Raw genomic sequence first — 25,375 nt, 5'->3', positions numbered from 1 at the left:
TTGGGTTGCAAGTATCCCGGGGAGCGCGAGGGGCTGGCCCCTCGCAGCGCGCGGCCCGCAACGGGCGCGGAACTGGTGGCGTGCCTTGGCCCTTTCCATGCGCGCCACCAGCGGCGACAAGAGGGAACCAGAGCGCATGGAGCCGCCAGCATGGCCAAGCCGAAACCCAGGGATCTGCCGGATCTCACCGACCTCGCCGTGCCGGGGACGCAGATCGCGCTGCGCGTCACGCCCAAGGCCGCGCGCAACGGCATGGAGCGCCGGGACGGCGCCTTGCGGGTGACGGTCACCGCCGCGCCCGAGAACGGCCGGGCCAATGCGGCGGTGCAGGCGTTGCTGGCAACGGCAATGGGCGTGGCGCCCAGCCATCTCGAACTGGTGCGGGGACAGACCTCGCGCGACAAGGTCTTCGTCTATTCCGGCGGAACTTCGCGGATTTGATAGACCCCTTCGGGCAGGTCCAGCGCGGCGCCGAGGTCGCGCAGCTGCTCGGGCGAGAGGGTGATCCGCATCATCGTGTCGGTGCGCGCATCGTACTGCTCGAGCGTCACGCACTCGGCAAAGCTGTTGATCACCACGTCTTCCTGCAGCGGCGACGCGCCCTCGTCGACAAGGGTGATGACGGTCGAGTCGAACTCGTGCTCGATGGTAAACATTCCTCGAGTCTGCCGTCGCTCCGTGGCCATTGCAAGCGTCGCTTCGACACGGGCCATGCGTTTGGGCTGGCAGGAAGATCTCCCTGTGCTAGGTTGCCCGGGCGACTAGGGTGAGAAGGAGTACCGATGCGCGCCATTTCAATGCTGTCGGCCCTGTGTCTCTTCACCGTGCTCTCGGCCTGCGATGTCGGATCGGGTGTCGGCTACGGCGACGACGGGCGGCTTTCGACGCAGGAGGCGATGCGGAACTTTTCCGAGGTCGTCGGGCGGGTCGAACCGGTGGCCGAACAGGAATGCCGCAAGGACGCGCCGCAGCTGAACTGCGACTTCCTGATCCAGCTGGACAAGCGCCGGTCCGCACCCGAGAACGCCTACCAGAGCCTCGACGAGAACGGTCGGCCGGTCATCACCTTCACGCTCGCCCTGATCACCGGGACGGAGAACGCCGACGAACTGGCCTTCGTCCTGAGCCACGAGGCCGCGCACCACATCCGCGACCACCTCGCGCGCCAGCGGCGCAACGCCGAGGCGGGCGCCGTGGTCTTCGCCGGTCTTGCCACGCTCACCGGCGGCACCGAGGCGGACGTCGCCAATGCCCAGAAGCTGGGCGCGGCGGTCGGCGCGCGGACCTACTCCAAGGAATTCGAGCTGGAAGCCGACGAACTCGGCACCATCATCGCCTATCGCGCGGGCTTCAATCCCCTGATCGGCGCGAATTACTTCACCCGCATTCCCGACCCGGGCGACCGCTTCCTCGGGACCCATCCGCCCAACGCCGAGCGCATCGCCACGGTCAAGCGGACGGCACGGCGGCTGGGCTTCTGAGCGGGTCCCTGTCCGCTTGACCTGAATCAAGGCCGCGGGCGCTCCGCCACGCTATCGTGATCCGAGAGGGGCGATAGCAAGCGGGGAACCTGCGAGATGATCGAACAAGCCAAGCTGCGGCGGCATGCCGACCTGCTGGACCGGATGGCAACGACCGTGGGCGTTGACCTGGAAGAGGCCGTTCTGGTCGCCGGGACCATGCGGATGGACGAACTGGCCGACGCTGTGCTGCGGTGCACCGACTGTTCCGATCCGGGCCATTGCGCCGGCTGGCTCGCGCTGCACGGCACGCCGGCCGAGCAGACGCCCTCCTACTGCCGCAACCGTGACCTGCTGATGCGCCTGAGGGCCTGACCATGCAGCTGCTGGGCGAGACCGGGCGGCACGTCAGGCTGGTGATGCGCATGGGTCAGGCCGCCGGGGTGAACCTCGCCGCGGCCTACGACTCGGGTGCGATCAGCCAGCAGGGCTGGTGCGATCTGGTCCGCTCCTGCCGGGGCTGCGCCTGGGCCGAGGGCTGTGCCGACTGGCTGGACCGCCATCCGCATCGCGCGGACCCGCCGGAGCCCTGCCGCAACCGGGTCTTCCTGATGGCGCTGGGCCGGACGCAGGCCGCGAACAGGCAGGCCGAACCGCGCGCGGCAACGGATTGACAGCCCGGCCCCGGGCTGGAACCTTCGCCGCAAACCGCGCGGAGGCTCTCACATGCAAACCCATCCCATCACCGGCCTGTTCGGGGCCGAGATCACCGGCGTGGACCTCGCCGCACCGATCACCGACGAGGTCGCCTCCTTCCTGCGGCAGGCACTGGCCGATCATCTGGTGATCGTGCTGAAAAATCAGGCGATCTCGGAGGACCAGCATTATGCGCTGACCCGCGTGTTCGGCCGCCCGGCGGTGAACCCCTATGCCCCGGGCCCCGAGGCGCACCCCGAAATGACCTACATCGTGAAGGAGGCGCACGAGCGCACCGGCGTCTTCGGCGGCGGCTGGCACACCGATCTCAGCTTCCTCGACCAGCCGCCGGGCGGATCGGTGCTCTGTTCGCTCGAGGTGCCGCCCTATGGCGGCGACACCATGTACTGCTCGCAACAGGCTGCGTGGGACTCGCTCGCGCCTGCCCTGAAGGATTTGCTCGACGGCCGCCGCGTCGCCCACGTGGGCAAGCCCTATGGCATCAAGTGGGCACCACCGCTGGAAGAGCAGGCGATGAAGGGCTCGACCAAGCGCGGCGACCCGGACGCCGACCGCGAGCGGATGCATCCGGCGGTGCTGACCCACCCGGTCACCGGCCGCAAGGGGCTCTACATCAACCCGACCTACGCGCTGCGCCTCGACGGGCTGAGCGAGGAGATGAGCCGGCCGATCCTGCAGGAGCTCTTCGCCCATTGCACCCTGCCGGAGCACAGCCTGCGGATCCGCTGGGAGAAGGACATGATCGTGGTCTGGGACAACTACGCGACCCAGCACTATGCCATCAACGACTACCACGGCCACCGTCGCGAGATGCGGCGCATCGCCTTCTGGAACGAGGGTCTCCCGGCCTGGGCGCCCGAGGCTGCCTGAGGGGATCCGTCCCCGGACCGGGCAGGGCACGCGGCGCTTGTCTGGAGCGGCCCTGCCGGTCTAGGCTCGCCGGGCCGGACAGGACGTCCGGAGCTGCCTGCCGGAGCCGACCGATGACTCGAATTGCCGCCTTCCTTGCCACTCTGACGCTGGCCGCCAGCGCCGCCGCCGCCGATCCGCTGCCGCTCACCCCGGCCTCGCCGCAGCCGGGCGGGCTGTCATCCGGCCTGTCGGTGACCTATGCCTACCCCGGGTCCGACATCAAGAGCCTCGCCGACGCGACCGCCGCCCTGAACGCCGCCCCGAAGGCAGGCAAACCCCTGACCGGGCTCGACTATTCCGATACGAGCCCCGGGCAGGTGACCCTGACCTCGGACCGGGTCGAGAACGTGGCGGCCCGTATCACCGGCTACGTGAAGTTCGACGCCGCCGGGTCCTATGACATCGAGTTCCTGACCAACGACGGCCTCGACGCGCGCATCGGCGGACAACGGGTCGGGCACTTCGACGGACGGCAGGCCTGCGGTTCGACCCGGGTGATCGAGGTCAGCGTGCCCGAGCCCGGCTGGTACCCGGTCGACATCCTCTATTTCCAGCGCCTCGGCACCTCCTGCCTGCACATGAAATGGGGCCCGCTGGACGGCAAGCGCACCTGGACGCCGGATGAGGTTTTCGGACGGAAGTAAGCGTTGCGCAGGCTGCGGATGCGGGACTGAGGGGCGCTGCCCCTCAGACTCCCCGGGATACTTGGAAACCCAAAGAAGAGCCGGTCAGACGATCCGGCCCCACAGGTCGTATTCCCCGGCCTCGTCCACCTCGACCGTCAGCACGTCGCCGGGTTTCAGCTCCTCGAAGCCCTCGTCGATGAAGAGGTTGCCGTCGATCTCGGGCGCGTCGGCCCAGGTGCGGCAGGTGGCGGCGTCCTCGTCGACCTCGTCCACGATCACCTCGAGGCGCTTGCCGACCTTGGCGGCCAGCTTGGCCTCGGAGATCGCCTGTGCCTTTTCCATGAAGCGGTCCCAGCGCTCCTGCTTGACCTCTTCGGGAACATGGTCGGGCAGGGCGTTTGAGCGCGCGCCGTCGACGTTCTCGTACTTGAAGCATCCGACCCGGTCGAGCTGCGCCTCGTCCATCCAGTCCAGCAGGGTCTGGAACTCGGCTTCGGTCTCGCCGGGGTAGCCGACGATGAAGGTCGAGCGCAGGGTGATCTCGGGGCAGATCGCGCGCCAGGCGGCAATTTCTTCCAGCGTCTTCGAACCGGCGGCGGGGCGGGCCATGCGCTTCAGCACGTCGGGGTGGGCGTGCTGGAAGGGGATGTCGAGATAGGGCAGCACGCCGTTTTCCGGGTCCGCCATCAGCGGGATCAGGTCGCGCACATGGGGGTAGGGATAGACATAATGCAACCTTGTCCACGCGCCGAGCTTGCCCAGCTCGCGCGAGAGGTCGAGGATATGGCTGCGCACCTCGGCACTTTTCCACGGGTTCGTGTCGTACTTACGGTCCAGCCCGTAAGCACTGGTATCCTGAGAGATAACCAGCAATTCACGCACACCGTTATCCACAAGCTTTTCCGCCTCCCGCAGGATGGCATGGGCCGGGCGCGAGGCCAGCTTGCCGCGCATGTCGGGGATTATGCAAAACTTACATTTGTGGTTACAGCCCTCCGAGATCTTCAGGTAGCTGTAGTGGCGCGGGGTCAGCGACACGCCGGAGGCTGGCAGCAGGTCGATGAACGGGTCCGGATCGGGCGGCACGGCCACGTGCACGGCGTCCAGCACCTGCTCGTACTGGTGCGGGCCGGTCACCGCCAGCACCTTGGGGTGCGCGCCGGTGATGTACTCGGGCTCGGCGCCGAGGCAGCCGGTGACGATCACCCGGCCGTTCTCCTTCAGCGCCTCACCGATGGCCTCGAGGCTCTCGGCCTTGGCCGAGTCGAGGAAGCCGCAGGTGTTCACGATCACCGCGTCGGCGCCCGAGTAGTCGGGCGAGATGCCGTACCCTTCGGCCCGCAGACGGGTCAGGATGCGCTCGCTGTCGACCAGCGCCTTGGGACAGCCGAGGGAAACCATGCCGATTGTCGGCTGGCCGGGGCGGGGGGCATCGCCAAACTTCGCACGCGGGGCGAGGTCGGGGCGCAGATCGGGCGGGTTGGTGCTCATTCGCCCGCATATAGGGCCGCGCGCGCCAAGGTGCAAAGGCTTTGAGAGGCGGGCGCACCACACCGGGCGGCGCGCCGCGCAGCGTCACTTCTTGTTCTTGAAGGCGTCCATCAGCGCCGAGCCGAGGGCGCCGGGCGCGTCGGACCGGGCGCCACCCTTGGCCGGGCCCGCGTAGCCGCCGCGCTGCGGCTTGCCACCGTCGCGGCGCGGGGCGCTGGCATTGCCCTTGCCGCGCTCGTCACGCTCGCGCCCGCCGCCAGTGGCCGCACCACCATCCTTGCGCATGGTCAGGCCGATGCGCTTGCGCGCCACGTCCACCTCGGTCACGCGGACCTTGACCACGTCACCGGCCTTGACCACCTCGTGCGGGTCCTTGACGAACTTGTCGGCCAGCTGGCTGATATGCACCAGCCCGTCCTGGTGCACCCCGATGTCCACGAAGGCGCCAAAGGCGGCCACGTTGGTCACCGTGCCCTCCAGCGACATGCCGGGTTTCAGGTCCTTGATGTCTTCCACCCCGTCGGCAAAGCTCGCCGTCTTGAAGCTCGGGCGCGGGTCGCGGCCCGGTTTCTCGAGTTCGCTCAGGATGTCGCGCACCGTCGGCAGACCAAAGGTCTCGTCCACGAAATCCTCGGCGCGCAGCGTCTTCAGCGCGCTGCCGTCGCCCATGATCGCGCGCAGGTCGCGCCCGCAGGCCGACACGATCCGCCGCGCGACGCCATAGGCCTCGGGGTGAACCGAGGAGGCATCCAGCGGCTCCTCGCCGTCACGGATGCGCAGGAAGCCCGCGCATTGCTCGAACGCCTTGGGGCCGAGGCCCGCGACCTTCAGCAGCGACTTGCGCGAGGGAAAGGCGCCGTTGGCATCGCGATGCACCACGATGGTCTGCGCCAGCGACTGCCCGAGGCCCGCCACATGGGCGAGCAGGGGGGCGGAGGCGGTGTTGAGGTCCACGCCCACGGCGTTCACCGCATCCTCCACCACGGCCTCCAGCGCCTGGCTCAGGCGGCGCTGGTCCACGTCATGCTGGTACTGGCCGACGCCGATGGACTGCGGGGTGATCTTCACCAGCTCCGCCAGCGGGTCCTGTAGGCGCCGGGCGATCGAGACCGCACCGCGCAGGGACACGTCGAGATCGGGAAACTCGCGCGCTGCCAGTTCCGAGGCGGAATAGACCGAGGCCCCGGCCTCGGACACCACCACCTTGGTCGGCTGCTTGACGGAGGCGGGCAGCAGCTTCAACGTTTCGGCCACCAGCCGTTCCGTCTCGCGGCTCGCGGTGCCGTTGCCGATGGCGATCAGTTCGACGCCGTGGCGCTTGACCAGCTCGACGATGCTCGCCTGCGCGCCGCGAATGTCGTTCTTGGGTTGGAACGGGTAAAGCGTCTCGGTCGCCAGCAGCTTGCCGGTGGCATCGACCACGGCGGCCTTCACGCCGGTCCGGATGCCCGGGTCCAGCCCCAGCGTCGCCTTGGTCCCGGCGGGGGCGGCCAGCAGCAGGTCCTTGAGATTGCGGGCGAAAACGGTGATCGCCTCTTCATGCGCGCGCTGACGCAATTCGCCCAGCAGGTCGAGGTACATCGACAGGCTCAGCTTGACCCGCCATGTCCAGCGCGCCGCGTCGCGCAGCCAGGTGTCGCCCGGCCCGTCGCCTGCCACGCCGATCTCGGCGGCCACCATGGTGATCGCGCGGTCGGCCCCCGTCTCCGGGTCGGGCGCGATCTCGATGGTCACGATCTCTTCCTTCGAGGCGCGCAGGATGGCCAAGGCCCGGTGCGAGGCGATGTCGCCCCATTTCTCGCGGTGGTCGAAGTAGTCCGAGAACTTGGCCCCGGCCTCTTCCTTGCCGGGGATCACCTTGGCGCTAATGAAGGCTTCGGCCCGCATGAAATCGCGCAGTTTGCCCAGCAGTCCGGCCTTCTCCGTCAGCCCCTCGGCGAGGATGTCGCGCGCACCTTCCAGCGCGGCCTTGGTCGTCGGCACCGCCTCGGTGACGAATCCCTCGGCCAGCACGTCGGGCGCCTTGGACCGATCCGCGAGGATCGCCTCCAGCAGCGGCTCCAGCCCGTTTTCCCGCGCGATCATCGCCTTGGTGCGGCGCTTGGGCTTGTAGGGCAGGTAGATGTCTTCCAGCGTCGCCTTGGTCTCGGCGCCCGCGATGGCCTTGGCCAGCTCGTCGGTCAGCTTGCCCTGTTCCTTGATCGACGAGAGGATCGAGGCGCGCCGCTGTTCCAGCTCGCGCAGGTAGGCCAGCCGGTCCGCCAGCGTCCGCAGCTGGGTGTCGTCCAGCCCGCCGGTCACCTCTTTACGGTAGCGCGCGATGAAGGGAACGGTGGCGCCCTCATCCAGCAGCGCGACGGCAGAGGTCACCTGCTTGGAGGTCGCGGCGATCTCGGTGGCGATGGTCCGGGCGATGCGGTCGGCGGTGATGTCCAAGGCGGTCTCCTGATCTTCGGGAGGCCCGTGATAGCGCGCCGCGCGAACCCCGCCAAGGGGCTCGCGCCAGCGTCGGCAAAGACTTGGTTACCCGAGCTCGAAGAGCCGCCCGTGGCCTGCGGATTTCCCGGTATGACCGGTCAGCCGGACCGCGCCCCATGCCCCGGCGGTGGCGCTGGAAATCACCGGCAGGCCAAAACGATCCTCCAGCGCCGGACAGACGTTGATCGTCTTCAGCCCGCCGCAGGAGATCAGCAGCGCCTCGGCCCCCGGCGCGGCGGCAATGGCCCGCGCCCCGAGGTCGAGGAGTTGCTCCTCGGTGGTGGCCTGAATCTCGGCAACGCCGGTCAGGTGCAGCGCCTCCAGCCCGGCGACCTGAAAGTCGCTGGCGGCAAGGTAGTCCTTCAGCGGCTGGTTCACTGCATCGGTATAGGCTGTCGCAACCGCCACCGTCCGTGCCCCGAAGGCGGCCAGCGCCTCCAGCACCGAGTCGGTCATCGTGGTGACCGGCAGGCCCGTCGCCGCGCCCATCGCCTCCAGCACCTCGGCATTGCCCTCCGGACCGCGATAGAAGCTCAGCGAGGTGCCCATCATCGACACCGCCTCGGCCCCGCGCTCCTTCAGTCGCGCCGCCAGTTCGGCGGCACGGTCGATCACGCTGTCATAGCCTTCGGGCGTCAGCCGGGGCAGGGCCATGCCCTCGGCGATGAAGTCGAGATCGGGGTAAAGCTCCGGCGGCTCCGGCGGAACATGCCCGGCGGCGGGCGGAACGATCATGCCGATGCGGGTCATGGTTCAGCTGTCCTCGGAGATCGTGGTGACGAGGGTGGAGATATCCGCCTCGCCCCGGCCCCGGTTCACGCTCTCGCGCATGATCGAACGGGCCGCCTCGGTCATCGGGGTGGCCGCCTTGCCCGCGCCCACGGCGGCGATGGTGTCGAGGTCCTTCAGCATCATCGCGACGGTGCCGAGCGGGTTCTCGAAGGTCTCCTTCGCCATGCGCGGCCCGAAGATCTGGAAGGGCTTGGAATCGGCAAAGCCCCCGGCCAGCGCCTCGGTCAGGCGGGTGGCATCCACGCCGGTCTTCTTGGCAAAGTTCACCGCCTCGGCCACGATGGTCATGGTGCAGCCCGCGATGATCTGGTTGACCAGCTTGGTCATCTGCCCCGCGCCCGCAGGCCCCATCAGCGTGACCCGCTGGGCAATCGGCGCCATCAGCGGCTCGGCCACGGCGAAATCCGCCTCCGTGCCGCCCGCCATGATGGTCAGCGTCCCGGCCTCGGCGGCGGGGGTGCCGCCCGACACCGGCGCATCGATCCAGCCCATGCCGTTGGCTGCGCGCAGCCGCGCGCCATAGGTCTTGGTCAGTTCCGGGTCCATCGACGAGAAGTCGACGAACAGCGCGGGCCCCTTGACCGAGGCCACCCCGTTCTCGCCGAACAACACCGCCTCGACCGCCGCAGCGTTGGTGAGGCAGGCCATCACCACGTCGCATTTGGCGGCCAAATCCGCCGGGCTATCGGCCAGCGTCGCCCCCGCCGCCACGGCGGCATCCGCCTTGCTGGCGGTGCGGTTCCACACCACCACGTCATAGCCCGCTTTCAGCAGGTTCAGCACCATCGGCAGGCCCATCAGGCCGGTGCCGAGATATCCCAGTTTCGGTTTACTCATTGTCCAGTCCATCCATCGGCCAGTCCACCGCACCGGAGTGGGTCACCGCGCCGTAATAGGCGCTCTTCACCTGCGCGGCGTATTTTTCGTGCGCGCCAGCCAGTCGGCGTGGCGGGCGGGCGGCCAGCGCCTTGCGCCGTGCCTCCAGCGTCGCGTCGTCCACCAGCAGGTCGATGGCGCGGGCGGCATTGGTGTCGATGCGGATTATGTCGCCGTTCTCGACCAGACCCAGCGGCCCGCCGTTGTGCGCCTCGGGCGAGAGATAGCCGATGCACATGCCCCGCGTCGCCCCGGAGAAGCGCCCGTCGGTCACCAACGCGACCTTTTCGCCCATGCCCTGACCGTAGATCACGGCGGTGGGCCCCAGCATCTCGCGCATCCCCGGGCCGCCTGCGGGGCCCTCGTTGCGGATGATGATGACCTCGCCCTCCTTGTAGTCGCGCTTGCGGACGGCGGCCATGCAATCCTCCTCGCTCTCGAACACGCGGGCCGGGCCCTCGTGCACGCGCACTTTCAGGCCCGCCACCTTGATAAAGGCCCCCTCGGGCGCGAGGTTGCCTTTCAGCACGATCACCCCGCCCGAGGTGTCGATGGCGTTCTCGACCGGGCGGATGATCTCGCCATCGGGCGCGGGCGCGTCGGCCACCGCCTCGGCCAGCGTCTGGCCGGTCAGGGTGAGCGTATCGCCATGCATGTGACCCGAGCGGATCAGTTCCTTGATGATGATCGGCACACCGCCAAGGCGATGCACGTCCAGCGCATAATAGGCGCCGCCGGGCCGCAGGTTGCCGATCAGTGGCGTGCGCTCGAAGACCGCGCCCACGTCATCCATGGTGAACGAGATGCCCGCCTCATGCGCGATGGCCGAGATATGCATCCCGGCATTGGTCGAGCCGCCGGTTGCCGCGACGATGGCACAGGCGTTCTCGAGGCTCTTGCGGGTGATCAGGTCGCGGGGCAGGGGGCCGCCGCGCTTGAGGATATCCATCACCAGCCGCCCGGCCTTTTCCCCCAGCGCGCGGCGCTCGGCGTAGACGGCAGGCATGGTGGCGCTGCCCAGCGGCGCGATCCCGAGCACTTCCGAGACCATGCCCATGGTGTTGGCGGTGAACTGGCCCGGGCAGGCGCCCACGGTCGGCATCGCCGCGCGTTCCATCCCGTCGAGGTCTTCCTGCGTCATGGTCCCGGCCATGACCGCGCCCGCGCCCTCGTAGGTATCAAGGATCGACACGGTCTTGCCCTTGTACATCCCCGGCAGGGTGGAGCCGCCGAACACGAAGACCGACGGCGCGTTGCAGCGCACCATGGCCATGATCAGCGCGGGAAGGTTCTTGTCGCAGCCGCCATAGCCGACAAGGCCGTCATAGGCATGGCCGCGCATCACCAGCTCGACAGAATCCGCGATCAGGTCGCGCGACATCAGCGAATTCTTCATGCCCTGGTGGTTCATCGAGAACCCGTCCGAGACACTGATCGTCGTGAACTCGCGCGGGGTGCCACCGGCTTCCTGCACGCCGCGATAGGCATGCGCCGCCTGATCGCCGAGGTTGGCGTTGCAGGGAGAGGTTTCGCCGTGGGTGCTGACCACGCCGATCATCGGGCGCGACATCGCCTCGTCGTCAAGGCCGAGGCCGCGATAGAACGCGCGGTGGGGGACCCGGTCGAGCCCGTCGACCGTCACGCGGGAACGCAGCTTCTTCGGGGGGGTAGGGGCGTCTGTCATCTGGGTCCTCCGCCTTGTGACAAGTGTACTGACATGTTCAATCTGGAAATCCGGCCGCCGGCAGGTCACAGTGCGCGCAAACTGCACAGGACCTGTCATGACTACCAGCACTTTTGATACCGCCGCCAAAGCCGTCGCCGAGGCGCGGGCTTCCGTTTCCGTCTACGAGCTGCCGCAGGGACTTGGCGGCGCGCCCTTCGACGAGGCCTATGCCTTTCAGGACGCCTATGTCGCCGCGGTCGGCAAGCCGGTCGCTGGGTACAAGCTGGCGGTGAACGGCGCGCCGCAGCAGAAGCATTTCGGGGTGGACGCCCCGGCGGCGGCGCGGATTTTCGCGGGCGAGGTCCACGACAGCGGTGTGGCGCTGCCCAAGGCGGATTACGACGCGGTCAGCATCGAGCCCGAAATCGCGGCAGTGCTGGGCGAGGGCGTCAGCGCGCTCTTCGGCACCGTGGACCGCGCCGGGGCGCTCGCGGCCATCGACCGGTTCCACCCGGCCATCGAACTGATCGACCAGCGCGGCTACGCCGTACCGGCCCTTGAGCTGGCGCAGGCCATCGCGCTCAACGTCTTCAACGCGGGCATCGTGCTCGGCCCCGAGAGCATCGCGCCGGGCGACCTCGACCTTGCCAGCATGCAGGTGACGCTGGACATCGACGGCGCCCGCGTGGGCGACACGGTGAACACCGCGCCCCAGCATCCGCTGGACGCGGTCGCCTGGCTGCTGAACCACCTTGCCGCGCACGGGCTCAAGGCCGAGCCCGGCATGGTGATCATGTGCGGCACCCACCTGCCTCTGATGACGCTCAAGCCCGAGAATTCCCGGGTCGATGTTCAGATGAGCGGGCTTGGCGCGGTGTCCTTCTCGCTCAGCTGAACATGACCCGGCGGCGGGCTCAGGAAACATAGCCCGCCAGCCACAGGGAGACCCAGGGCACCAGCACGATCACGGCAAGGCGGAAGATGTCCGCCACCCAGAAGGGCGTCACGCCCTTGAAGATCGTGCCGGTGGTCACATCCGGCAGCACGCCGCGCAGGACAAAGACGTTCAGGCCCACCGGCGGGGTGATCAGGCTGATCTCGGTCACCACCACGCAGACGATGCCGAACCAGATCGGGTCGTAGCCCAGGTGGTCGACCAGCGGGAAGAAGATCGGCACGGTCAGCAGGATCATGGACATGCTCTCGAACACGCAGCCGAGCAGGATGTAGATCACCAGGATCGCGACGATCACCATCCACGGCGTATCTTCGAACAGGCTGGCAATGCGCACCAGCGCCTGCGGGAAGTCCGTCAGGTTGATGAAGTTCGCGAACAGCAGCGCCCCGATCAGCACGGTGAACAGCATGGCGGTGGTCGCGACGCTCTCTTCCATGATCTCGATGAAGACCTTCCAGGTCAGCGCCCCGCGCACCAGTGCAAAGACGAAGGCGCCGAAGGCCCCGATGCCTGCGGCCTCGGTCGGGCTGAAGACGCCGCCGTAGATGCCGCCCATGACGATGACGAACAGCAGCAGCACGCCCCAGACGGACGACAGGGTGCGGAACCGCTCGGGCCAGCTCATGCGCTCACCGGCGGGGCCGTCCTGGGGACGGCGCCAGGTGACGTAGCGCACGGCGAAAAGGTAGAACAGCACGCCGATCAGGCCCGGCAGGATGCCCGCGGCGAACAGCTTGCCGATGCTCTGCTGGGTCAGGATGCCGTAGATCACCAGCAGCACGGAGGGCGGGATCAGGATGCCGAGCGTGCCGCCCGCGGCGATGGAGCCGGTGGCCAGCGTGTCGGCATAGCCGTAGCGCCGCATCGAGGGCATGGCGACCTTGGACATGGTCGCGGCGGTGGCCAGCGACGAGCCGCAGATCGCGCTGAAGCCGCCGCAGGCGACGACCGTCGCCATGGCGAGCCCGCCCTTGCGGTGGCCGAGAAAGGCGTTGGAGGCGTTGTAGAGCTGCGCGGCCAGCTGTGCGCGGGCAACGAAGTTGCCCATCAGCACGAACAGCGGCACCACCGACAGCTCGTAATTCAGCGCCGCGTCAAAGGTGGTCTGCCCGACATTGTACAGCGCGGCGATCGGGTTGTTGACGTAGGCCATGCCGATGAAACCGATCGCGGCCATGACAAAGGCGATCGGAATCCGCATGAAGGCAAGGATAAGGAGGGCGGCAAGGCCGATAAGCGCTTCGGTCATTGGATACTCACGAACGGCGGGTCGCGGACTGCCAGACATTCGCCAGGAAGGCGATGGTGGCGACGGCGCTGAGGACGGTCATCGAGGCGCTGACGGGCCAGAGCGGAATGATCATTACATCGGTCACCTCTTCAAAGGTGTACTGGTCCATCGAGCGAACCCCGAGACGCCACGTGATCAGAGCCATCGAGGCGGCGCAGAAGATGTTGATCAGGACGGCCTGCAACTTCGCGAGCGATGCGGGAACGAAACTGTCCAGCAGGTCCACGGTGACATGGCCTTCGCGCAGCACCGACAGCGGCAGGGCGCAGAAGATCAGGGTGGGCATCATCAGCATGACGAGTTCGTAGGCGGCGGGGAGCGGACTTGAGAACAGGTAGCGCCCGACCACGTCGACGAAGGTCACCATCATCATGCAGAACAGGAGAAAGCAGGCGATCAGGCCAAGGAACTTGCTGATCGGGGTGAGACCGCGGATGTCCTCCGCGGTCTCTTTGGCTGGCTGAAGATCCAATGTCTCGCTCCTGCCGCCGGATCAGTTAGACGCCTTTTCGGCGTCCAGCTTGGCGACTTCGGCGTTGAAGTACTCCATGACGGCCTTGCCATCGATGCCGTCTTCGGCAGCGGCGGCATAGTACTCTTCCAGGAAGCCCTTCTTCAGCTCTTCGACAGCCGCGATCAGCTCCGGCGAGGCTTCCTCGACAGTGTTGCCGTTGGCGAGGATGTCTTCCAGACCCTTGGCGTTGATCTTGTCCCAACCCTGGCCGGCCAGCTTGGCAAAGGCTTCGCCCGAGAACTTGTCGATGATCGCCTTGTCCTCGTCGGGCAGCTTGTCATAGGCCGCCTGGTTCATCAGCAGGAAGTGGCTCGAGGAGTACCAGCCGCCCGGCAGGGTGGTGGTGTAGGGGACGATGTCGGTCAGGTTGAAGCTGGTCACGCTCTCGAAGGGGAACATGATGCCATCGGCGATGCCCGACGAGAGGATCTCGTAGGACTTGGACGAGGGCTGCTGGATCGAGACGCCGCCCCAGGCTTCGGTGATCGCGGTCGGGATCGGGCCGCCGGTCCGCATCTTCTGGCCTTCCATGTCGGCCGGGGTCTGGATGATCTTCTTGGTGTGGTTCACCTGGCCCGGGCCGTGCATCAGCATCCCGACAAGGTGAACGCCCTTGTAGAGGTCCTTGTCGGCCATGAACTTGTCATGGGTGCGCTGCAGCGCGATCGAGGTGGTCTCTGCGCTGTCGCCCAGCATCGGCAGTTCGGCAAAGAGATAGGAGGCGAACTGCTTGCGCGCGTAGCCGTGGACCGAGAACGATACGTCGGCCTGGCCGGTGCGGATGGCGTCGTAGGTCGCCGGCGGGGAGGCGACGGCCTTGGGCAGGCGGTTGAACTTGATCCGGCCTTCGCTGGCTTCTTCGACGGCTTCCATCCACGGGATGTAGACGGCGAGGTTCACCGGGTGGGTCCAGGGGATCCAGGAGGAATAGGTCAGCACGGTTTCGGCCGAGGCCGCGCCCGCGGCGAGACCCGCCGATGCGACGACGGCCGCGATGGTTGCCTTGAGGGTTTTCAGCATTTTGTTCTCCCGTTGGGTTGCTGGCGCTTTGTTGCTGTTGTTGTGGCCGAGCGTAGTACAGAGTTTTTCAAGCTTAAAGTAATTTGTACGTTTCACGCTCGCCTTTGCGACCCATGTTTTCGGGCTCTTTCCGGCGCCTTCGCTCTCGGCTGATCTTGCCGCAGGACGCTGCAAGTCGCGGATTTCAGGCGGTTTGTTTCCGGTTTGGCGGATGGCGTCTTTTGTCTAAGATATATGAAATTTCATGTGCTTAACGCGGCGGCAGCCCGTTCCCCAGACCCCCTCCATCACCCACTGCCGGAAGCTTGGGCATTCGGTTCCCGCCACGCTCCGGGCTGCCGTTGCGATCCCTTCGGGCCGTGCGACCTGCGGTTGCAAAGGCAACGCGCAGGCACCTGACCGGCTCATTTTTCGGGCAGTTGGGGGCGCATCCGGGCCTGCGCGACTCACCGGATTCGCGCGACTCAGGCGGGCGAGGGGTTCAGACCAGCTCGCGCCAGAACATCGGGGTGAAGAGCACGAAGACCGTCATCAGTTCCAGCCGGCCCGCGTACATGCCGAAGCTCAGGAACCACTTGGCCCCGTCGGGCAGGGTGGTGAAGTTGCCCGCCGGTCCGATGATGGTGCCGACGCCGGGGCCGACATTGGCAACGGCCGTCGCCGCGCCGCTCACCGAGGTCAGCAGGTCGAGCCCGTAGAGGCCGAGGATCATGGCAAGCAGCGAGATGGTCACCGCGTAGATGGTCAGGAACGCCATGATGCCGCTGATCACCTGCCGGTCCAGCGGTCGGTTCTCGTAGCGCACGGTGGTCAGGCTGTGGGGATAGCGCACCGAGATCAGCTTGGCCCGCGCCGCGCGCAGGGTGACCAGCCAGCGCATGACCTTGGCGCCGCCCGCGGTCGAGCCGGTACAGCCACCCACGATGGTCAGGAAGAAGAAGACCGCGACCGCGAGCGGACCCCAAAGGGTGTAGTCGGTCGAGGCAAACCCGGTGGTGGTGACCACCGAGACGATGTTGAAGGCCACATGGCGGAGCGTATCCCAGAAGGGCATGCCGTTCATGATCACCAGCCACAGGGTCAGCGCCAGCGTCGAGACCGCCAGCCCGCCGACCAGCGCCTGCACCTGCTCGCTCTGCCATTGCCCGGTGTTGTAGACGCGGATGTACCAAGCGAAGGGCAGGCCGCCCGCCAGCATGAAGAAGGTGCCCGACCATTCGAGGAAACCGCTTGAGAAATGGCCGAAGGACGCGTCGGAGGTCGAATAGCCGCCGGTCGACAGGGTCGTCATCGCATGAACCAGCGCCTCGAACTCGGTCATGCCCCCGGCAAGGTAGAACAGCGCACAGCACAGGGTCAGCCCGAGATAGACGCTGACCGTGGCCGAGGCGAACCGGGCCGCGCGGGCCATTTCTTTTTCACCCTTTTCCGAGCTCTCGGTCCGGAACAGCTGCATGCCGCCCACCCGCAGGATCGGCAGCAGCGCGATCCCGGTCACGACAAAGCCGATCCCCCCGATCCATTGCAGCAGCGCGCGCCACAGCAAGATACCGCGCGGGGTGCTGTCGAGGCCGGTCATCACCGTCGATCCGGTCGTTGTGATGCCGGACATGGCCTCGAAGAAGGCATCGGTCGCGGTCAGGTGCCACATCCAGAGGGGCAGGGCGCCCGCCGCCGCCGCCGTCAGCCAGACCGAGGCGGTCAGGATGAAGGTGTGCAGCCGGTGCAGCCCCTTGAGCGAGGAGGAGGTGGAGAGCACGAGGCAGGTTCCGGCAAAGACCGACAGGACCCCGGCCTCGAAAAAGACCTGCCGCGTGTCGACAAAGAACACGCTGTTGCCGAGCATGAGTGTCCCCAGCCCCAACAGCAGAAGTCCATTGACGAAGACGACAAAGCTCATTGCGATCCATGCGCTACCGCTTGTACCGAAATTGCCTTATCGGCGGCAGGGGCGCGAATGTCGAGGCATTATCGCCCTTTCCCCGCGTCTGTTGCCGATGGCGCGCGCCTGAAAAGCGCCGCGCCGCCGCGCAACCTGCCAAAGCGAGGACCTTCAACCGGAGCGCAAACCCGCGACCGTAAGGTTCCCGCAAGAAAAATCCGCGACCAGCTTCGATGGAAACGCGGTGCTGCCGCGTTGAACCCTTGCATTCAGGACCAGCCAGAAGGATTCACCGCCATGTCCAACCCTCCCGCCGCCTATACCGGGCTGCAAAAGCACCTGCATTGGGCCGTCGTGCTGTTGCTGCTGCTGCAATACCTGCTGTTCGACGGGATGGGGCGCCCGTTCCACCAGCTGATGGACGGCGCCGCCGCTTACTCGACCACGGTGTTCGCCCATATCGTCATCGGCGTGGCAGTTCTGCTGCTGGCGCTCTGGCGTCTTGCCCTGCGGGCCCGCCACGGCGCGCCGGCCGCCCCGGCGGGCGAACCGCGCCTCTTCGCGCAGGTGTCGAAGGTGGCCCACGGGCTGCTGTACGTCTTGCTGATCGGCCTGCCGGTCATCGGGCTGGTGGCGTGGTTCGGCAAGCTGGGCGCCGCGGCCGAGGCGCACGAGTTCGGCACCACGGTGCTGATGTGGCTCGCCCTCCTGCACGTGGCGGCAGTGGTCGTGCACCAGTTCTGGTGGAAGACCAACCTCCTGCGCCGCATGGTCTGAGGCGCAGGAGAACGGTTTCGCCCGGTCAGAGCGTGATGCGGAACCGCGCGAACCCGTCGGGGCCCTCGCCGGCGGGTTCGATCGTCAGGCCCTGCACGTCGCTGACATAGTCCGCCGCCGTCGGGCCGGTGTCGAACAGGACCGAGGTGCCCGGCAGGGGCGCAAAGGACCAGTTGGCATCGGCCTTGGGGTTGATGGTGCCCTTCTCGACGATATAGCGCACGATCACGTCGCGGTTGGTATCCGGCCCCTCGAACACCACGGTTCCGGGGTTGGCACCGGGGAAGTTGCCGCCGCCGCCCGCGCGGTAGTTGTTGGTCGCCACGACAAAGCGCGCCTCCGGGTCGATCGGCTTGCCGTCGAAGGACAGGTCGACGATCCGCTGCGCCTCGGGGTTCACCACGTCGCCGCTCTTGCTGTCGTATTTCGACGGCTGGCTCAGGTCGATCTTGTAGGTCACGCCGTCGATCACGTCGAAGTTGTAGGAGGGGAAGTCGGGGTTCAGCAGAACCTGGTCCGCCTCGCCGGGGGTGATCTGGTTGAACATGCCCGCCGAACGCTCCAGCCACTCCTGCACCTCGGCGCCCGAGATGTTCACGGCGCGCACGGTGTTGGGGTAGAGGTAGAGGTCGGTCACGTTCTTGATGGCAACCGGGCCCACGGCCACGTCGGTATAGTACTCCGGGCCGCCGCGGCCACCGGCCTTGAACGGCGCCGCCGCCGAGAGGATCGGCAGGCCCTCGTTCTCGGTGCCCTCCATCATCTGCGCGATGTACCAGGTCTGTGCATTGGACACGACCTGCACCGACGGATCGTCCGCCACCAGCGCGAAGTAGCTGTAGAGCGGCGCTTCCGTCTCGCCCACGGCCCGGCGCACGTAGGCCAGCGTCGCCTCGTGCTCGGCCTGCGCGGCCTCCAGCACCGTGCTGACGCTCTCGACCAGCGGGGTGATCGACCGGTCTTCGTTGCGCTGGTAGATCGGGCGCGCTTCCGAGCTGTGCGAGACGACCTTCCACATACCGCCATCGCGCTGCAGCATCAGGTCGATCAGCCCCATGTGGCTGCCCCAGAACCCGCCCATGACACCGGGCTTGCCCATGATGGTGCCCGCTGCGACGTCGACGCCGGGGGTCTCGGCATAGGTCGGGCCGGGGAAGACGAGGTGCGAGTGGCCGGTCAGGATCGCGTCGATCCCGTCGACCGCGGCCAGCGGGATCGAGGCGTTTTCTTGCCCCTCGATATGATCCGCCTCGCCGATCCCCGAGTGCGACAGGGCGATGATCAGGTCGGCACCCTTCTCGCGCATCTCGGGCAGGTAGGCCTTGGCGGCGGCCACGATGTCGTGGGTCTGCACCTTGCCTTCAAGGTGCTTGCGGTCCCAGTTCATGATCTGCGGCGGAACGAACCCGATCAGGCCGATGCGGATCGGATGCACCGTGCCCGCGCCATCGGTGACCGTGCGGTCAAGGATCACGTAGGGCTTGAGCAGCGTCTTGCCCTTGCCGGGCGCGCTGCCGAGGTCGAGCGAGACGTTGGCGCAGACCACCGGGAAGTTGGCGCCGAACAGCGTCTTGGTCAGGAAATCGAGCCCGTAGTTGAACTCGTGGTTGCCCAGCGTGGACCCGTCGAAGCCAAGGGTGTTCATCGCGGCGATGATCGGATGGATATCGCCTTCCTTCATGCCCCGCTCATAGGCGATGTAATCGCCCATCGGGTTGCCCTGAAGAAAGTCGCCGTTGTCGATCAGCAGCGAGTTGGTGCTCTCGTCGCGAACTTCCTTGATCCGTGCCGCCGTGCGGGCAAGACCCACGGTGTCGACCGGCTTGTCGCTGTAGTAGTCGTAGGGAAACACGTGGACGTGGAGGTCCGTGGTCTCCATGATTCGCAGGTGCGCCTGGTTCGCGGCAGCCCGTGCCGAGAAGGGGTGGAGAGCGATAAAGCTCGCCGTGGCCCCGATAAATGCGCGCCGGTTCACTTCGAGGGGCATGCGATTTCTCCGCTATGCGCCTCCATTCGGGAGGCGTGTCTCCATTTGCCGACAGATTCCCTCAGGCGCTGAACGGGTTCAAGAAGAAAGCGTTTTATTTCGGAGTTTTAGCGCGCGAATTTACAGCATCTCCCTTCACGAAACTGTCACCTTCGTCTTGCGCCCGGGCCGTCCGGCACGTCGCGAAAGCGCGGCACCGCACATCCGCTTGCCCGCGCCCGGGCGGCGGGCCATTCTGCGGGCATGACACAGCTCCCAGACTACCCGCGCCTGCGCCTGCGCCTGACCTTCGGACCCGACGACATGATGGGGCCGGGCAAGGCGGAACTATTGGAACGGATCGCGCGCACCGGGTCCATCGCGGCGGCAGGCCGCGAGATGGGGATGAGCTACAAGCGGGCGTGGCAGCTGGTCGAGACCATGAACGCGATGTTCCGCGAACCGGTGGTGCACAGCAGCCGGGGCGGGTCCAAGGGCGGAGGGGCCTCGGTGACGGAAACGGGGCAGGCGGTGCTCGAAGCCTACCGCGCGCTCGAGGCCGCCGCCGGAGCGGCAGGGCGCGAACCCCTGCAGCGCCTGCTGGAGATGCATGTCGATATGTCCGATGGAAAATAACGGTTGCGCGGGCCGCGCGGGCTCTGCGATATACCCGAAGAAACATATCGCTTTCTTCGGAGAACCCATGCCCCCTCGTGCCTCCCTGCGCTTCGCGTTCCAGTCCCTTGTCCTCGCGGGGGGCATCGCGTCCGTCGCGCAGGCCGATACCGTCACGGTCTTTGCCGCCGCCAGCACCCGCAACGCGCTGGAGGAGATCGCCGCCGCCTACGAGGCGAACACCGGCGACGAGGTGGTGATGTCCTTCGCGGGCTCCTCCAGCCTCGCGCGCCAGATCGAGGCAGGGGCCCCGGCCGATATCTTTCTCTCGGCCAACCCGGGCTGGATGGACGAACTGGAGGACAAATCCCTCATCGTGCCCGAAACCCGGAGCGACCTGCTGACCAACTCCATCGTCCTCGTGGCCCATGACGCGCAGGCGCCGAAGGTCGAGATCGGGGCCGGTCTCGACCTCTCCGCGATGCTCGCGGGCGGGCACTTGTCCATGGCGATGGTCGACTCGGTTCCGGCGGGCCTCTACGGCAAGGCCGCACTGACCTCGCTGGGCCTCTGGGACAGTGTCGAGCCGCAGGTCGCGCAGGCCGCCAACGTTCGCGCGGCGCTTGCCTACGTCGCCACGGGCGAGGCGCCGCTGGGCATCGTCTACGCGACCGACGCGGTGGCAGAGCCCGGCGTCGCGGTCGTCGGCACCTTCCCGGCGGACAGCCATCCGTCCATCGTCTACCCGGTGGCCCTGCTGGCCGCCGCTCAGGGCGCCACAGCGGCCGATTTCCTCACCTTCCTGCAAGGGCCGGAGGCGCGCGCCGCCTTCGAACGGCAGGGCTTCGGCGTCACGGGCGACTGAGCCGTGTGGGGGCTGGGCGCGGAGGAATGGCAGGCGGTCGCGCTCTCCCTCAGGGTGGCGGCGCTGGCCACCCTCGTCAGCCTGCCCTTTGCCGTCTTCACCGCCCACCTGCTCGCGCGCAGGGCCTTCCCGGGCAAGGCCCTGCTGAACGGCCTCGTGCATCTGCCCCTGATCCTGCCGCCGGTGGTGACCGGCTACATCCTGCTGCTGCTCTTCGGCACCCAGGGGCCGATCGGCGCGCCGCTCAAGGAGATCGGCGTGATCTTCGCCTTTCGCTGGACCGGCGCGGCCCTCGCCGCCGGGATCATGGCTTTCCCGCTGATGGTGCGCGCCATCCGGCTCTCGATCGAGGCGGTCGACCCGAGGCTTGAACAGGCGGCAGCCACGCTCGGCGCCTCGCGTGCCTGGGTCTTCGCCACCGTGACACTGCCGATGATCCTGCCGGGCATCCTCGCCGGGGGCATCGTCGCCTTCGCCAAGGCGATGGGAGAGTTCGGCGCCACCATCACCTTCGTCTCGAACATTCCCGGCCAGACGCAGACCATCCCGCTGGCGATCTACGCCTTCCTCGAGGTGCCGGGTGCCGAAGGGTCGGCGATCCGGCTGGTGCTGATCTCGGTCGGTATCGCCATGGCGGCTCTGCTGCTGTCGGAACTGCTCGCCACGCGCGTGGCCCGCCGGGTCGGGGGGCGCTGATGCTGTCCGTCTCGCTCCGGCACCGCTTTTCCGGCTTCGCGCTCGACGCCGCCTTTGACGCCCCGCCGGGGATCACCGTGCTGTTCGGGCGCTCCGGGTCGGGCAAGACCACGGTGGTCAACGCCGTGGCGGGCCTGCTGACCCCGGAGGAGGGGCACATCGCCATCGACGGGCGCACGCTGCTCGACACCCGCACCGGCGTCAGCCTGCCGACCCATCGCCGCAGGCTCGGCTACATCTTTCAGGAGGCGCGGCTCTTCCCGCATCTCAGTGTCCGGGGCAACCTGCGCTATGGCCGTTGGTTCGCGCCGCGCAGCGCCCCGCGCGAGGATATGGCCCGCGTGGTCGAGATGCTGGGCATCGGTCACCTGCTGGACCGCCGCCCCGGCGCGCTGTCCGGGGGCGAGCGGCAGCGGGTCGCCATCGGCCGCGCGCTGCTCTCCGGGCCGGGTCTGATCCTCGCCGACGAACCGCTCGCCGCACTGGACGAGGCCCGCAAGGCCGAGATCCTGCCCTACTTCGAGCGTCTGCGCGACGAGGTGTCGGTGCCGATCCTCTACGTCAGCCATTCCGCAGCCGAGGTCGCGCGGCTCGCGACCACCGTGGTCGCGCTTCAGGACGGGCGCGTGCTGCGTCAGGGACCGGCGGCCGAGGTTCTGGGCGACCCGATGGTCCTGCCGACCGGGGTGCGCGGCGCGGGCGCGCTGCTCGAAGCGGTGGTGGTGCGCCATCACGAGGACGGGCTGACCGAACTTTCGGCGGGGGGCGTCCCGCTGTTCATCCCGCGCGTGCCGCAGGACGCGGGGCGCAAACTACGCCTCAGGATCGCCGCGCAGGAGGTGATCCTGTCACGGCAGAGGCCCGAGGGGCTCTCGGCCCTGAACATCCTTCCCGGCACGGTGGAAAGCATCCGGGGCGGCGAGGGGCCGGGCGCGATGGTCGCACTGGCGACCCCGGCGGGCCGGGTGCTGGCCCGCGTGACGCGGCGCTCGGCCGATCTGCTGGGCCTCGCGGTCGGGGTCGAATGCCATGCCGTCGTCAAATCGGTGGCCATCGCGCCCGAGGATGTCGGCGGAGGCGAGGGCACCGCATGAGCACGGCGCTGGCCCGCCTTCTGAACGACATCGCCGCCTTGCCCCGGCCGCAGCACCGCCACCTCGTGGCGCTTGCCGGTCCCCCGGCGGCGGGCAAATCGACCCTCGCCCGCGACCTCGTCGCGGCGCTGACCGCGTGCGGGCAGGGGGCGATCCTCGTCCCGATGGACGGCTTCCACCTCGACAACGCGGTGCTCGACCGGCGCGGCCTGCGGGCGCGCAAGGGCGCGGCCGAGACCTTCGACGCCGCCGGTTTCGTCCATGCGATGCGCCGGCTGACGCAGGAGGGCGAGGTGATCCTGCCCGATTTCGACCGTGCCGCCGACCTCTCGGTGGCCGGGCGCATCGTGGTGGGGCCCGAGCACGGGATCGCCGTTGTCGAGGGCAATTACCTCTGCTGCGCGCAGGCGCCGTGGCACGAGCTGATGCCGCTCTGGTCTCTCGCGGCCTTCATCGACGCCCCGGACGAGGTCCTCCGCGACCGGCTGGTGCGGCGCTGGCTCGATCACGGGCTGAGCCCGGACGAGGCAGCGGCCCGGGCCGGGGACAACGACATGCGCAACGTCGCCTTCATCCGCCAGACCCGCATCCCCGGCGTGCCCGGGCTCTGATCCGCCACCCCGCGCTTGACATCCCCCCCGCCCGCTGCGCAGATGCCTTCTGCTGGTGCCCGGGGCTCTCCCGGGTGAAAAGGGAATGCGACAGGGGACACCCCCCAAGCGCAGCCGCCCCCGCGACCGTGACCGGAGAGGTCGCCCGCTGGCCACTGGGTTCACCCGGGAAGGCAGGGTGATCGCCGGAGCCGAGGCTCCGACATCCGCAAGCCGGGAGACCTGCCAGCGCAAGACGACGTGAACCAGGCGGGGTGCCCTGGGGACGGGTCCCTGAGCGGACACGGCTCCCCTTTCCCGCTGCGAACCTGAAAGGCGCGTGCCTGTGAAAGATAGCGAGACGGCCGTGGAACTGGCCCCGACCGAACTGCTGGTCTGCACCACCTGCCGCATGGGGCAGGAGATCCCCGAGGGCGGCGTCCGCCCCGGCGCCCGCCTGATGTCGGCGCTGGAAGACATGGACTGGCCCGAGGGCGTGACGGTGAAACCCGTCGAATGTCTGTCGAACTGCGACGAGGGCTGCTCGGTCGTCCTGCGCGGCGGCGGCGCCCGCTGGACCTATGTCTACGGCCGCTTGACCCCCGATATGGCGGGCGTCGTGCACGACGGCGCCACCCGCTATCATGCGACCGACACCGGTCTCGTGCCCTGGCGCGAACGCCCCGAACATTTCCGCAAGAACTGCATCGCCCGAATCCCTCCGCTGGAGCTTCCCGAATGAACGACCTCGCCAAACTCCCCGTCACCGTGATCACCGGCTTTCTCGGCTCGGGCAAGACCACGCTGATCCGCCACCTGATGCAGAACCCGCAGGGCAAGCGCCTTGCCGTCATCGTCAACGAGTTCGGCGACGTCGGTGTGGATGGCGAGATCCTGAAATCCTGCGCAATCCCCGAATGCCCCGAGGAGAACATCCTCGAACTGGCCAACGGCTGCATTTGCTGCACCGTGGCGGATGACTTCATCCCGACCATCGAGGCGCTGATGGCCCTCGACCCGCGCCCCGAGCACATCCTGATCGAGACCTCGGGCCTCGCCCTGCCGAAGCCGCTGCTCAAGGCCTTCGACTGGCCCGATATCCGCTCGAAGATCACCGTCGACGGCGTGATCGCACTGGCTGACGCCGAGGCCGTCGCGGCGGGGCGTTTCGCACCGAACGTCGAATTGGTCGATGCCCAGCGCCTGGCCGACGACAGCATCGACCACGAAACCCCTCTCTCGGAGGTCTTCGAAGACCAGATCTCCTGCGCCGACATCGTGCTGCTGACCAAGCCCGACCTCGCCGGACCCGAGGGGCTGGCCCGCGCCCGCGAAGTGATCGCCGCCGAGGCACCGCGCCCGCTGCCGGTGGTCGAAGTGGCCGAGGGCGCGGTCGACCCGCGCGTGATCCTCGGGCTCGGCGCCGCCGCCGAAGACGACATGGACGCCCGCCCGAGCCACCACGACGGCGCCGACGATCACGAGCATGACGACTTCGACAGCATCGTCGTGGAACTGCCCGAGGTCGCCGACCCCGCCCATCTGGTCGCCCGGATCGAGACGCTGGCGAAAGAGCAGAACATCCTGCGGGTGAAGGGCTATGTCGCCGTGACGGGTAAGCCGATGCGGATGCTGGTGCAGGCCGTCGGCGCCCGCGTGCGCCACCAGTACGACCGCCCGTGGAAGGCAGGCGAGGCCAAACGCACCCGCCTCGTGGTGATTGCCGAGCACGACGACATCGACCCCGCCGCCATCCACGCGGTCCTCGCAGGCTAACGCGATGCGCTGGGCGGCCCCCTCCGCCCCGGACCTGATCCGGGGCCACGTACCCCGCCTCATCGGGGCCCCGGGTCAAGCCCGGGGCGTGACGCATCCACACACCCCGGCCTATCCACACACCCCGGCCTTGAGCTCCGCCCCGGCCTTGAGCCGGGGCCCCCGTTCACCCGAGCAAAAGGCCCCGGGTCAAGCCCGGGGCGTGACTCTCTCACCCCGCGCTCCGCTTCATCCCCACGCCCCGGCCCCGAGCCGGGGCCTCGCCCCGCACCACCGGCATCTCCCGGCCCACCTCCGGGGCGGAGCCTGACCC

The 25,375-nt window shown here is 67.9% G+C and carries 26 protein-coding genes and 1 riboswitch; of the genes, 15 read left to right on the top strand and 11 right to left on the bottom strand.

All coding sequences use genetic code 11. The features are described from left to right. Positions 1–150 precede the first annotated feature (150 nt). On the top strand, positions 151–441 hold the full coding sequence (locus DDT93_RS14760) for a DUF167 domain-containing protein (RefSeq protein WP_109466613.1): 291 nt from the start codon (positions 151–153) through the stop codon (positions 439–441). Here DDT93_RS14760 and DDT93_RS14755 read toward each other — a convergent pair. Then, on the bottom strand, positions 414–656 hold the full coding sequence (locus tag DDT93_RS14755; RefSeq protein WP_109466612.1) for a hypothetical protein: 243 nt from the start codon (positions 654–656) through the stop codon (positions 414–416). The two genes, DDT93_RS14760 and DDT93_RS14755, sit on opposite strands and share 28 nt — an antisense overlap. A gap of 126 nt (positions 657–782) precedes the next feature. On the opposite strand from DDT93_RS14755, the gene DDT93_RS14750 reads away from it, so the two are divergent. The 5 genes from DDT93_RS14750 (at position 783) to DDT93_RS14730 (ending at position 3,733) form a co-directional block, all read left to right on the top strand. Beyond that, positions 783–1,481 (top strand): M48 family metallopeptidase, encoded by a 699-nt coding sequence (locus DDT93_RS14750; RefSeq protein ID WP_109466611.1) that lies wholly within the window; start codon positions 783–785, stop codon positions 1,479–1,481. A 96-nt stretch (positions 1,482–1,577) separates the two neighbouring features. Continuing rightward, a complete protein-coding gene (locus DDT93_RS14745; protein WP_109466610.1) occupies positions 1,578–1,835 on the top strand; it encodes a DUF6455 family protein in 258 nt (85 codons plus the stop codon). A gap of 2 nt (positions 1,836–1,837) precedes the next feature. Beyond that, positions 1,838–2,134, top strand: a complete 297-nt coding sequence (locus DDT93_RS14740; protein WP_198654855.1) for a DUF6455 family protein — start codon at positions 1,838–1,840, stop codon at positions 2,132–2,134. Positions 2,135–2,186: 52 nt separating this feature from the next. Continuing rightward, on the top strand, positions 2,187–3,047 hold the full coding sequence (locus tag DDT93_RS14735) for a TauD/TfdA dioxygenase family protein (RefSeq protein ID WP_109466609.1): 861 nt from the start codon (positions 2,187–2,189) through the stop codon (positions 3,045–3,047). 113 nt (positions 3,048–3,160) lie between these two features. After that, entirely contained in the window at positions 3,161–3,733 is a 573-nt protein-coding gene (locus tag DDT93_RS14730; protein ID WP_109466608.1) for a PA14 domain-containing protein, read from the top strand. 84 nt (positions 3,734–3,817) lie between these two features. Here DDT93_RS14730 and rimO read toward each other — a convergent pair whose 3' ends face one another. From rimO to ilvD, 5 genes are all read right to left on the bottom strand, one after another. Continuing rightward, positions 3,818–5,206, bottom strand: coding sequence for a 30S ribosomal protein S12 methylthiotransferase RimO (gene rimO, locus DDT93_RS14725; protein ID WP_109466607.1), 1,389 nt, complete (start codon positions 5,204–5,206; stop codon positions 3,818–3,820). An 84-nt stretch (positions 5,207–5,290) separates the two neighbouring features. Further along, on the bottom strand, positions 5,291–7,642 hold the full coding sequence (locus tag DDT93_RS14720; RefSeq protein ID WP_109466606.1) for a Tex family protein: 2,352 nt from the start codon (positions 7,640–7,642) through the stop codon (positions 5,291–5,293). Between the two features lie 87 nt (positions 7,643–7,729). Continuing rightward, positions 7,730–8,434, bottom strand: a complete 705-nt coding sequence (locus DDT93_RS14715; RefSeq protein WP_109466605.1) for an arylmalonate decarboxylase — start codon at positions 8,432–8,434, stop codon at positions 7,730–7,732. A gap of 3 nt (positions 8,435–8,437) precedes the next feature. Continuing rightward, positions 8,438–9,313, bottom strand: coding sequence for an NAD(P)-dependent oxidoreductase (locus DDT93_RS14710; RefSeq protein ID WP_109466604.1), 876 nt, complete (start codon positions 9,311–9,313; stop codon positions 8,438–8,440). Beyond that, a complete protein-coding gene (gene ilvD / locus DDT93_RS14705) occupies positions 9,306–11,036 on the bottom strand; it encodes a dihydroxy-acid dehydratase (RefSeq protein ID WP_109466603.1) in 1,731 nt (576 codons plus the stop codon). Before ilvD ends, DDT93_RS14710 begins: the two co-directional genes overlap by 8 nt. A 97-nt stretch (positions 11,037–11,133) precedes the next feature. Here ilvD and DDT93_RS14700 point away from each other — a divergent pair, with 97 nt between their 5' ends. After that, positions 11,134–11,913 (top strand): 2-keto-4-pentenoate hydratase, encoded by a 780-nt coding sequence (locus DDT93_RS14700; RefSeq protein ID WP_109466602.1) that lies wholly within the window; start codon positions 11,134–11,136, stop codon positions 11,911–11,913. Positions 11,914–11,932: 19 nt separating this feature from the next. Here the strand turns inward: DDT93_RS14700 and DDT93_RS14695 are convergent, their stop codons facing one another. The 4 genes from DDT93_RS14695 to DDT93_RS14680 all read right to left on the bottom strand — a co-directional run bounded on the left by DDT93_RS14695 (position 11,933) and on the right by DDT93_RS14680 (position 16,701). After that, positions 11,933–13,225 carry a TRAP transporter large permease gene (locus tag DDT93_RS14695; protein ID WP_109466601.1) on the bottom strand — a complete coding sequence of 431 codons (1,293 nt, stop codon included), beginning with the start codon at positions 13,223–13,225 and terminating at the stop codon, positions 11,933–11,935. A 7-nt stretch (positions 13,226–13,232) separates the two neighbouring features. After that, on the bottom strand, positions 13,233–13,739 hold the full coding sequence (locus tag DDT93_RS14690; protein WP_109466600.1) for a TRAP transporter small permease: 507 nt from the start codon (positions 13,737–13,739) through the stop codon (positions 13,233–13,235). 21 nt (positions 13,740–13,760) lie between these two features. Next, on the bottom strand, positions 13,761–14,801 hold the full coding sequence (locus tag DDT93_RS14685) for a TRAP transporter substrate-binding protein (RefSeq protein ID WP_109466599.1): 1,041 nt from the start codon (positions 14,799–14,801) through the stop codon (positions 13,761–13,763). Positions 14,802–15,282: 481 nt separating this feature from the next. Further along, complete coding sequence (locus DDT93_RS14680; protein WP_109466598.1) at positions 15,283–16,701, bottom strand: TrkH family potassium uptake protein; 1,419 nt, start codon at positions 16,699–16,701, stop codon at positions 15,283–15,285. Positions 16,702–16,980: 279 nt separating this feature from the next. Between DDT93_RS14680 and DDT93_RS14675 the strand changes: the two genes are divergently transcribed. Continuing rightward, the gene (locus DDT93_RS14675; RefSeq protein ID WP_157960182.1) at positions 16,981–17,460 is read left to right on the top strand and encodes a cytochrome b; all 480 of its coding nucleotides are present in this window, start codon (positions 16,981–16,983) and stop codon (positions 17,458–17,460) included. Positions 17,461–17,485: 25 nt separating this feature from the next. Here DDT93_RS14675 and DDT93_RS14670 read toward each other — a convergent pair whose 3' ends face one another. Continuing rightward, positions 17,486–19,447, bottom strand: a complete 1,962-nt coding sequence (locus tag DDT93_RS14670) for a bifunctional 2',3'-cyclic-nucleotide 2'-phosphodiesterase/3'-nucleotidase (RefSeq protein WP_109466596.1) — start codon at positions 19,445–19,447, stop codon at positions 17,486–17,488. A gap of 243 nt (positions 19,448–19,690) precedes the next feature. Between DDT93_RS14670 and DDT93_RS14665 the strand changes: the two genes are divergently transcribed. The 7 genes from DDT93_RS14665 (at position 19,691) to cobW (ending at position 25,062) form a co-directional block, all read left to right on the top strand. After that, positions 19,691–20,062, top strand: a complete 372-nt coding sequence (locus tag DDT93_RS14665; protein WP_109466595.1) for a winged helix-turn-helix domain-containing protein — start codon at positions 19,691–19,693, stop codon at positions 20,060–20,062. 67 nt (positions 20,063–20,129) lie between these two features. Continuing rightward, a complete protein-coding gene (modA, locus tag DDT93_RS14660; protein WP_109466594.1) occupies positions 20,130–20,906 on the top strand; it encodes a molybdate ABC transporter substrate-binding protein in 777 nt (258 codons plus the stop codon). A 3-nt stretch (positions 20,907–20,909) separates the two neighbouring features. After that, on the top strand, positions 20,910–21,602 hold the full coding sequence (gene modB, locus DDT93_RS14655) for a molybdate ABC transporter permease subunit (RefSeq protein ID WP_109466593.1): 693 nt from the start codon (positions 20,910–20,912) through the stop codon (positions 21,600–21,602). Beyond that, positions 21,602–22,696, top strand: coding sequence for a molybdenum ABC transporter ATP-binding protein (gene modC, locus DDT93_RS14650; protein WP_109466592.1), 1,095 nt, complete (start codon positions 21,602–21,604; stop codon positions 22,694–22,696). Before modB ends, modC begins: the two co-directional genes overlap by 1 nt. Further along, entirely contained in the window at positions 22,693–23,307 is a 615-nt protein-coding gene (locus DDT93_RS14645; protein ID WP_109466591.1) for a nucleoside/nucleotide kinase family protein, read from the top strand. The genes modC and DDT93_RS14645 overlap by 4 nt, the downstream gene beginning before the upstream one ends. Positions 23,308–23,343: 36 nt before the next feature. Further along, positions 23,344–23,551, top strand: a riboswitch (cobalamin riboswitch). 75 nt (positions 23,552–23,626) lie between these two features. After that, complete coding sequence (locus DDT93_RS14640; RefSeq protein WP_269800949.1) at positions 23,627–24,028, top strand: DUF1636 domain-containing protein; 402 nt, start codon at positions 23,627–23,629, stop codon at positions 24,026–24,028. Continuing rightward, the gene (cobW, locus tag DDT93_RS14635; protein WP_109466590.1) at positions 24,025–25,062 is read left to right on the top strand and encodes a cobalamin biosynthesis protein CobW; all 1,038 of its coding nucleotides are present in this window, start codon (positions 24,025–24,027) and stop codon (positions 25,060–25,062) included. Before DDT93_RS14640 ends, cobW begins: the two co-directional genes overlap by 4 nt. Positions 25,063–25,375 lie beyond the last annotated feature (313 nt).

Source organism: Albibacillus kandeliae (assembly GCF_003116585.1).
Classification (GTDB): domain Bacteria; phylum Pseudomonadota; class Alphaproteobacteria; order Rhodobacterales; family Rhodobacteraceae; genus Albibacillus; species Albibacillus kandeliae.
The sequence above is the reverse complement of the archived record's forward strand: the minus strand, read 5'-3'. Positions and strand labels throughout refer to the sequence as shown.

What these genes read in the sequence shown, in the direction of transcription:
- DDT93_RS14710 (WP_109466604.1), bottom strand. Translation starts at nt 9,313, where the DNA reads ATGAGTAAACCGAAACTGGGATATCTCGGCACCGGCCTGATGGGCCTG.
- cobW (WP_109466590.1), top strand. Translation starts at nt 24,025, where the DNA reads ATGAACGACCTCGCCAAACTCCCCGTCACCGTGATCACCGGCTTTCTC.
- DDT93_RS14750 (WP_109466611.1), top strand. Translation starts at nt 783, where the DNA reads ATGCGCGCCATTTCAATGCTGTCGGCCCTGTGTCTCTTCACCGTGCTC.
- DDT93_RS14760 (WP_109466613.1), top strand. Translation starts at nt 151, where the DNA reads ATGGCCAAGCCGAAACCCAGGGATCTGCCGGATCTCACCGACCTCGCC.
- DDT93_RS14745 (WP_109466610.1), top strand. Translation starts at nt 1,578, where the DNA reads ATGATCGAACAAGCCAAGCTGCGGCGGCATGCCGACCTGCTGGACCGG.
- DDT93_RS14735 (WP_109466609.1), top strand. Translation starts at nt 2,187, where the DNA reads ATGCAAACCCATCCCATCACCGGCCTGTTCGGGGCCGAGATCACCGGC.
- DDT93_RS14665 (WP_109466595.1), top strand. Translation starts at nt 19,691, where the DNA reads ATGACACAGCTCCCAGACTACCCGCGCCTGCGCCTGCGCCTGACCTTC.
- DDT93_RS14740 (WP_198654855.1), top strand. Translation starts at nt 1,838, where the DNA reads ATGCAGCTGCTGGGCGAGACCGGGCGGCACGTCAGGCTGGTGATGCGC.
- ilvD (WP_109466603.1), bottom strand. Translation starts at nt 11,036, where the DNA reads ATGACAGACGCCCCTACCCCCCCGAAGAAGCTGCGTTCCCGCGTGACG.
- modC (WP_109466592.1), top strand. Translation starts at nt 21,602, where the DNA reads ATGCTGTCCGTCTCGCTCCGGCACCGCTTTTCCGGCTTCGCGCTCGAC.
- DDT93_RS14675 (WP_157960182.1), top strand. Translation starts at nt 16,981, where the DNA reads ATGTCCAACCCTCCCGCCGCCTATACCGGGCTGCAAAAGCACCTGCAT.
- DDT93_RS14715 (WP_109466605.1), bottom strand. Translation starts at nt 8,434, where the DNA reads ATGACCCGCATCGGCATGATCGTTCCGCCCGCCGCCGGGCATGTTCCG.
- DDT93_RS14730 (WP_109466608.1), top strand. Translation starts at nt 3,161, where the DNA reads ATGACTCGAATTGCCGCCTTCCTTGCCACTCTGACGCTGGCCGCCAGC.
- DDT93_RS14680 (WP_109466598.1), bottom strand. Translation starts at nt 16,701, where the DNA reads ATGAGCTTTGTCGTCTTCGTCAATGGACTTCTGCTGTTGGGGCTGGGG.
- DDT93_RS14755 (WP_109466612.1), bottom strand. Translation starts at nt 656, where the DNA reads ATGTTTACCATCGAGCACGAGTTCGACTCGACCGTCATCACCCTTGTC.
- DDT93_RS14695 (WP_109466601.1), bottom strand. Translation starts at nt 13,225, where the DNA reads ATGACCGAAGCGCTTATCGGCCTTGCCGCCCTCCTTATCCTTGCCTTC.
- DDT93_RS14645 (WP_109466591.1), top strand. Translation starts at nt 22,693, where the DNA reads ATGAGCACGGCGCTGGCCCGCCTTCTGAACGACATCGCCGCCTTGCCC.
- DDT93_RS14685 (WP_109466599.1), bottom strand. Translation starts at nt 14,801, where the DNA reads ATGCTGAAAACCCTCAAGGCAACCATCGCGGCCGTCGTCGCATCGGCG.
- DDT93_RS14700 (WP_109466602.1), top strand. Translation starts at nt 11,134, where the DNA reads ATGACTACCAGCACTTTTGATACCGCCGCCAAAGCCGTCGCCGAGGCG.
- DDT93_RS14670 (WP_109466596.1), bottom strand. Translation starts at nt 19,447, where the DNA reads ATGCCCCTCGAAGTGAACCGGCGCGCATTTATCGGGGCCACGGCGAGC.
- modA (WP_109466594.1), top strand. Translation starts at nt 20,130, where the DNA reads ATGCCCCCTCGTGCCTCCCTGCGCTTCGCGTTCCAGTCCCTTGTCCTC.
- rimO (WP_109466607.1), bottom strand. Translation starts at nt 5,206, where the DNA reads ATGAGCACCAACCCGCCCGATCTGCGCCCCGACCTCGCCCCGCGTGCG.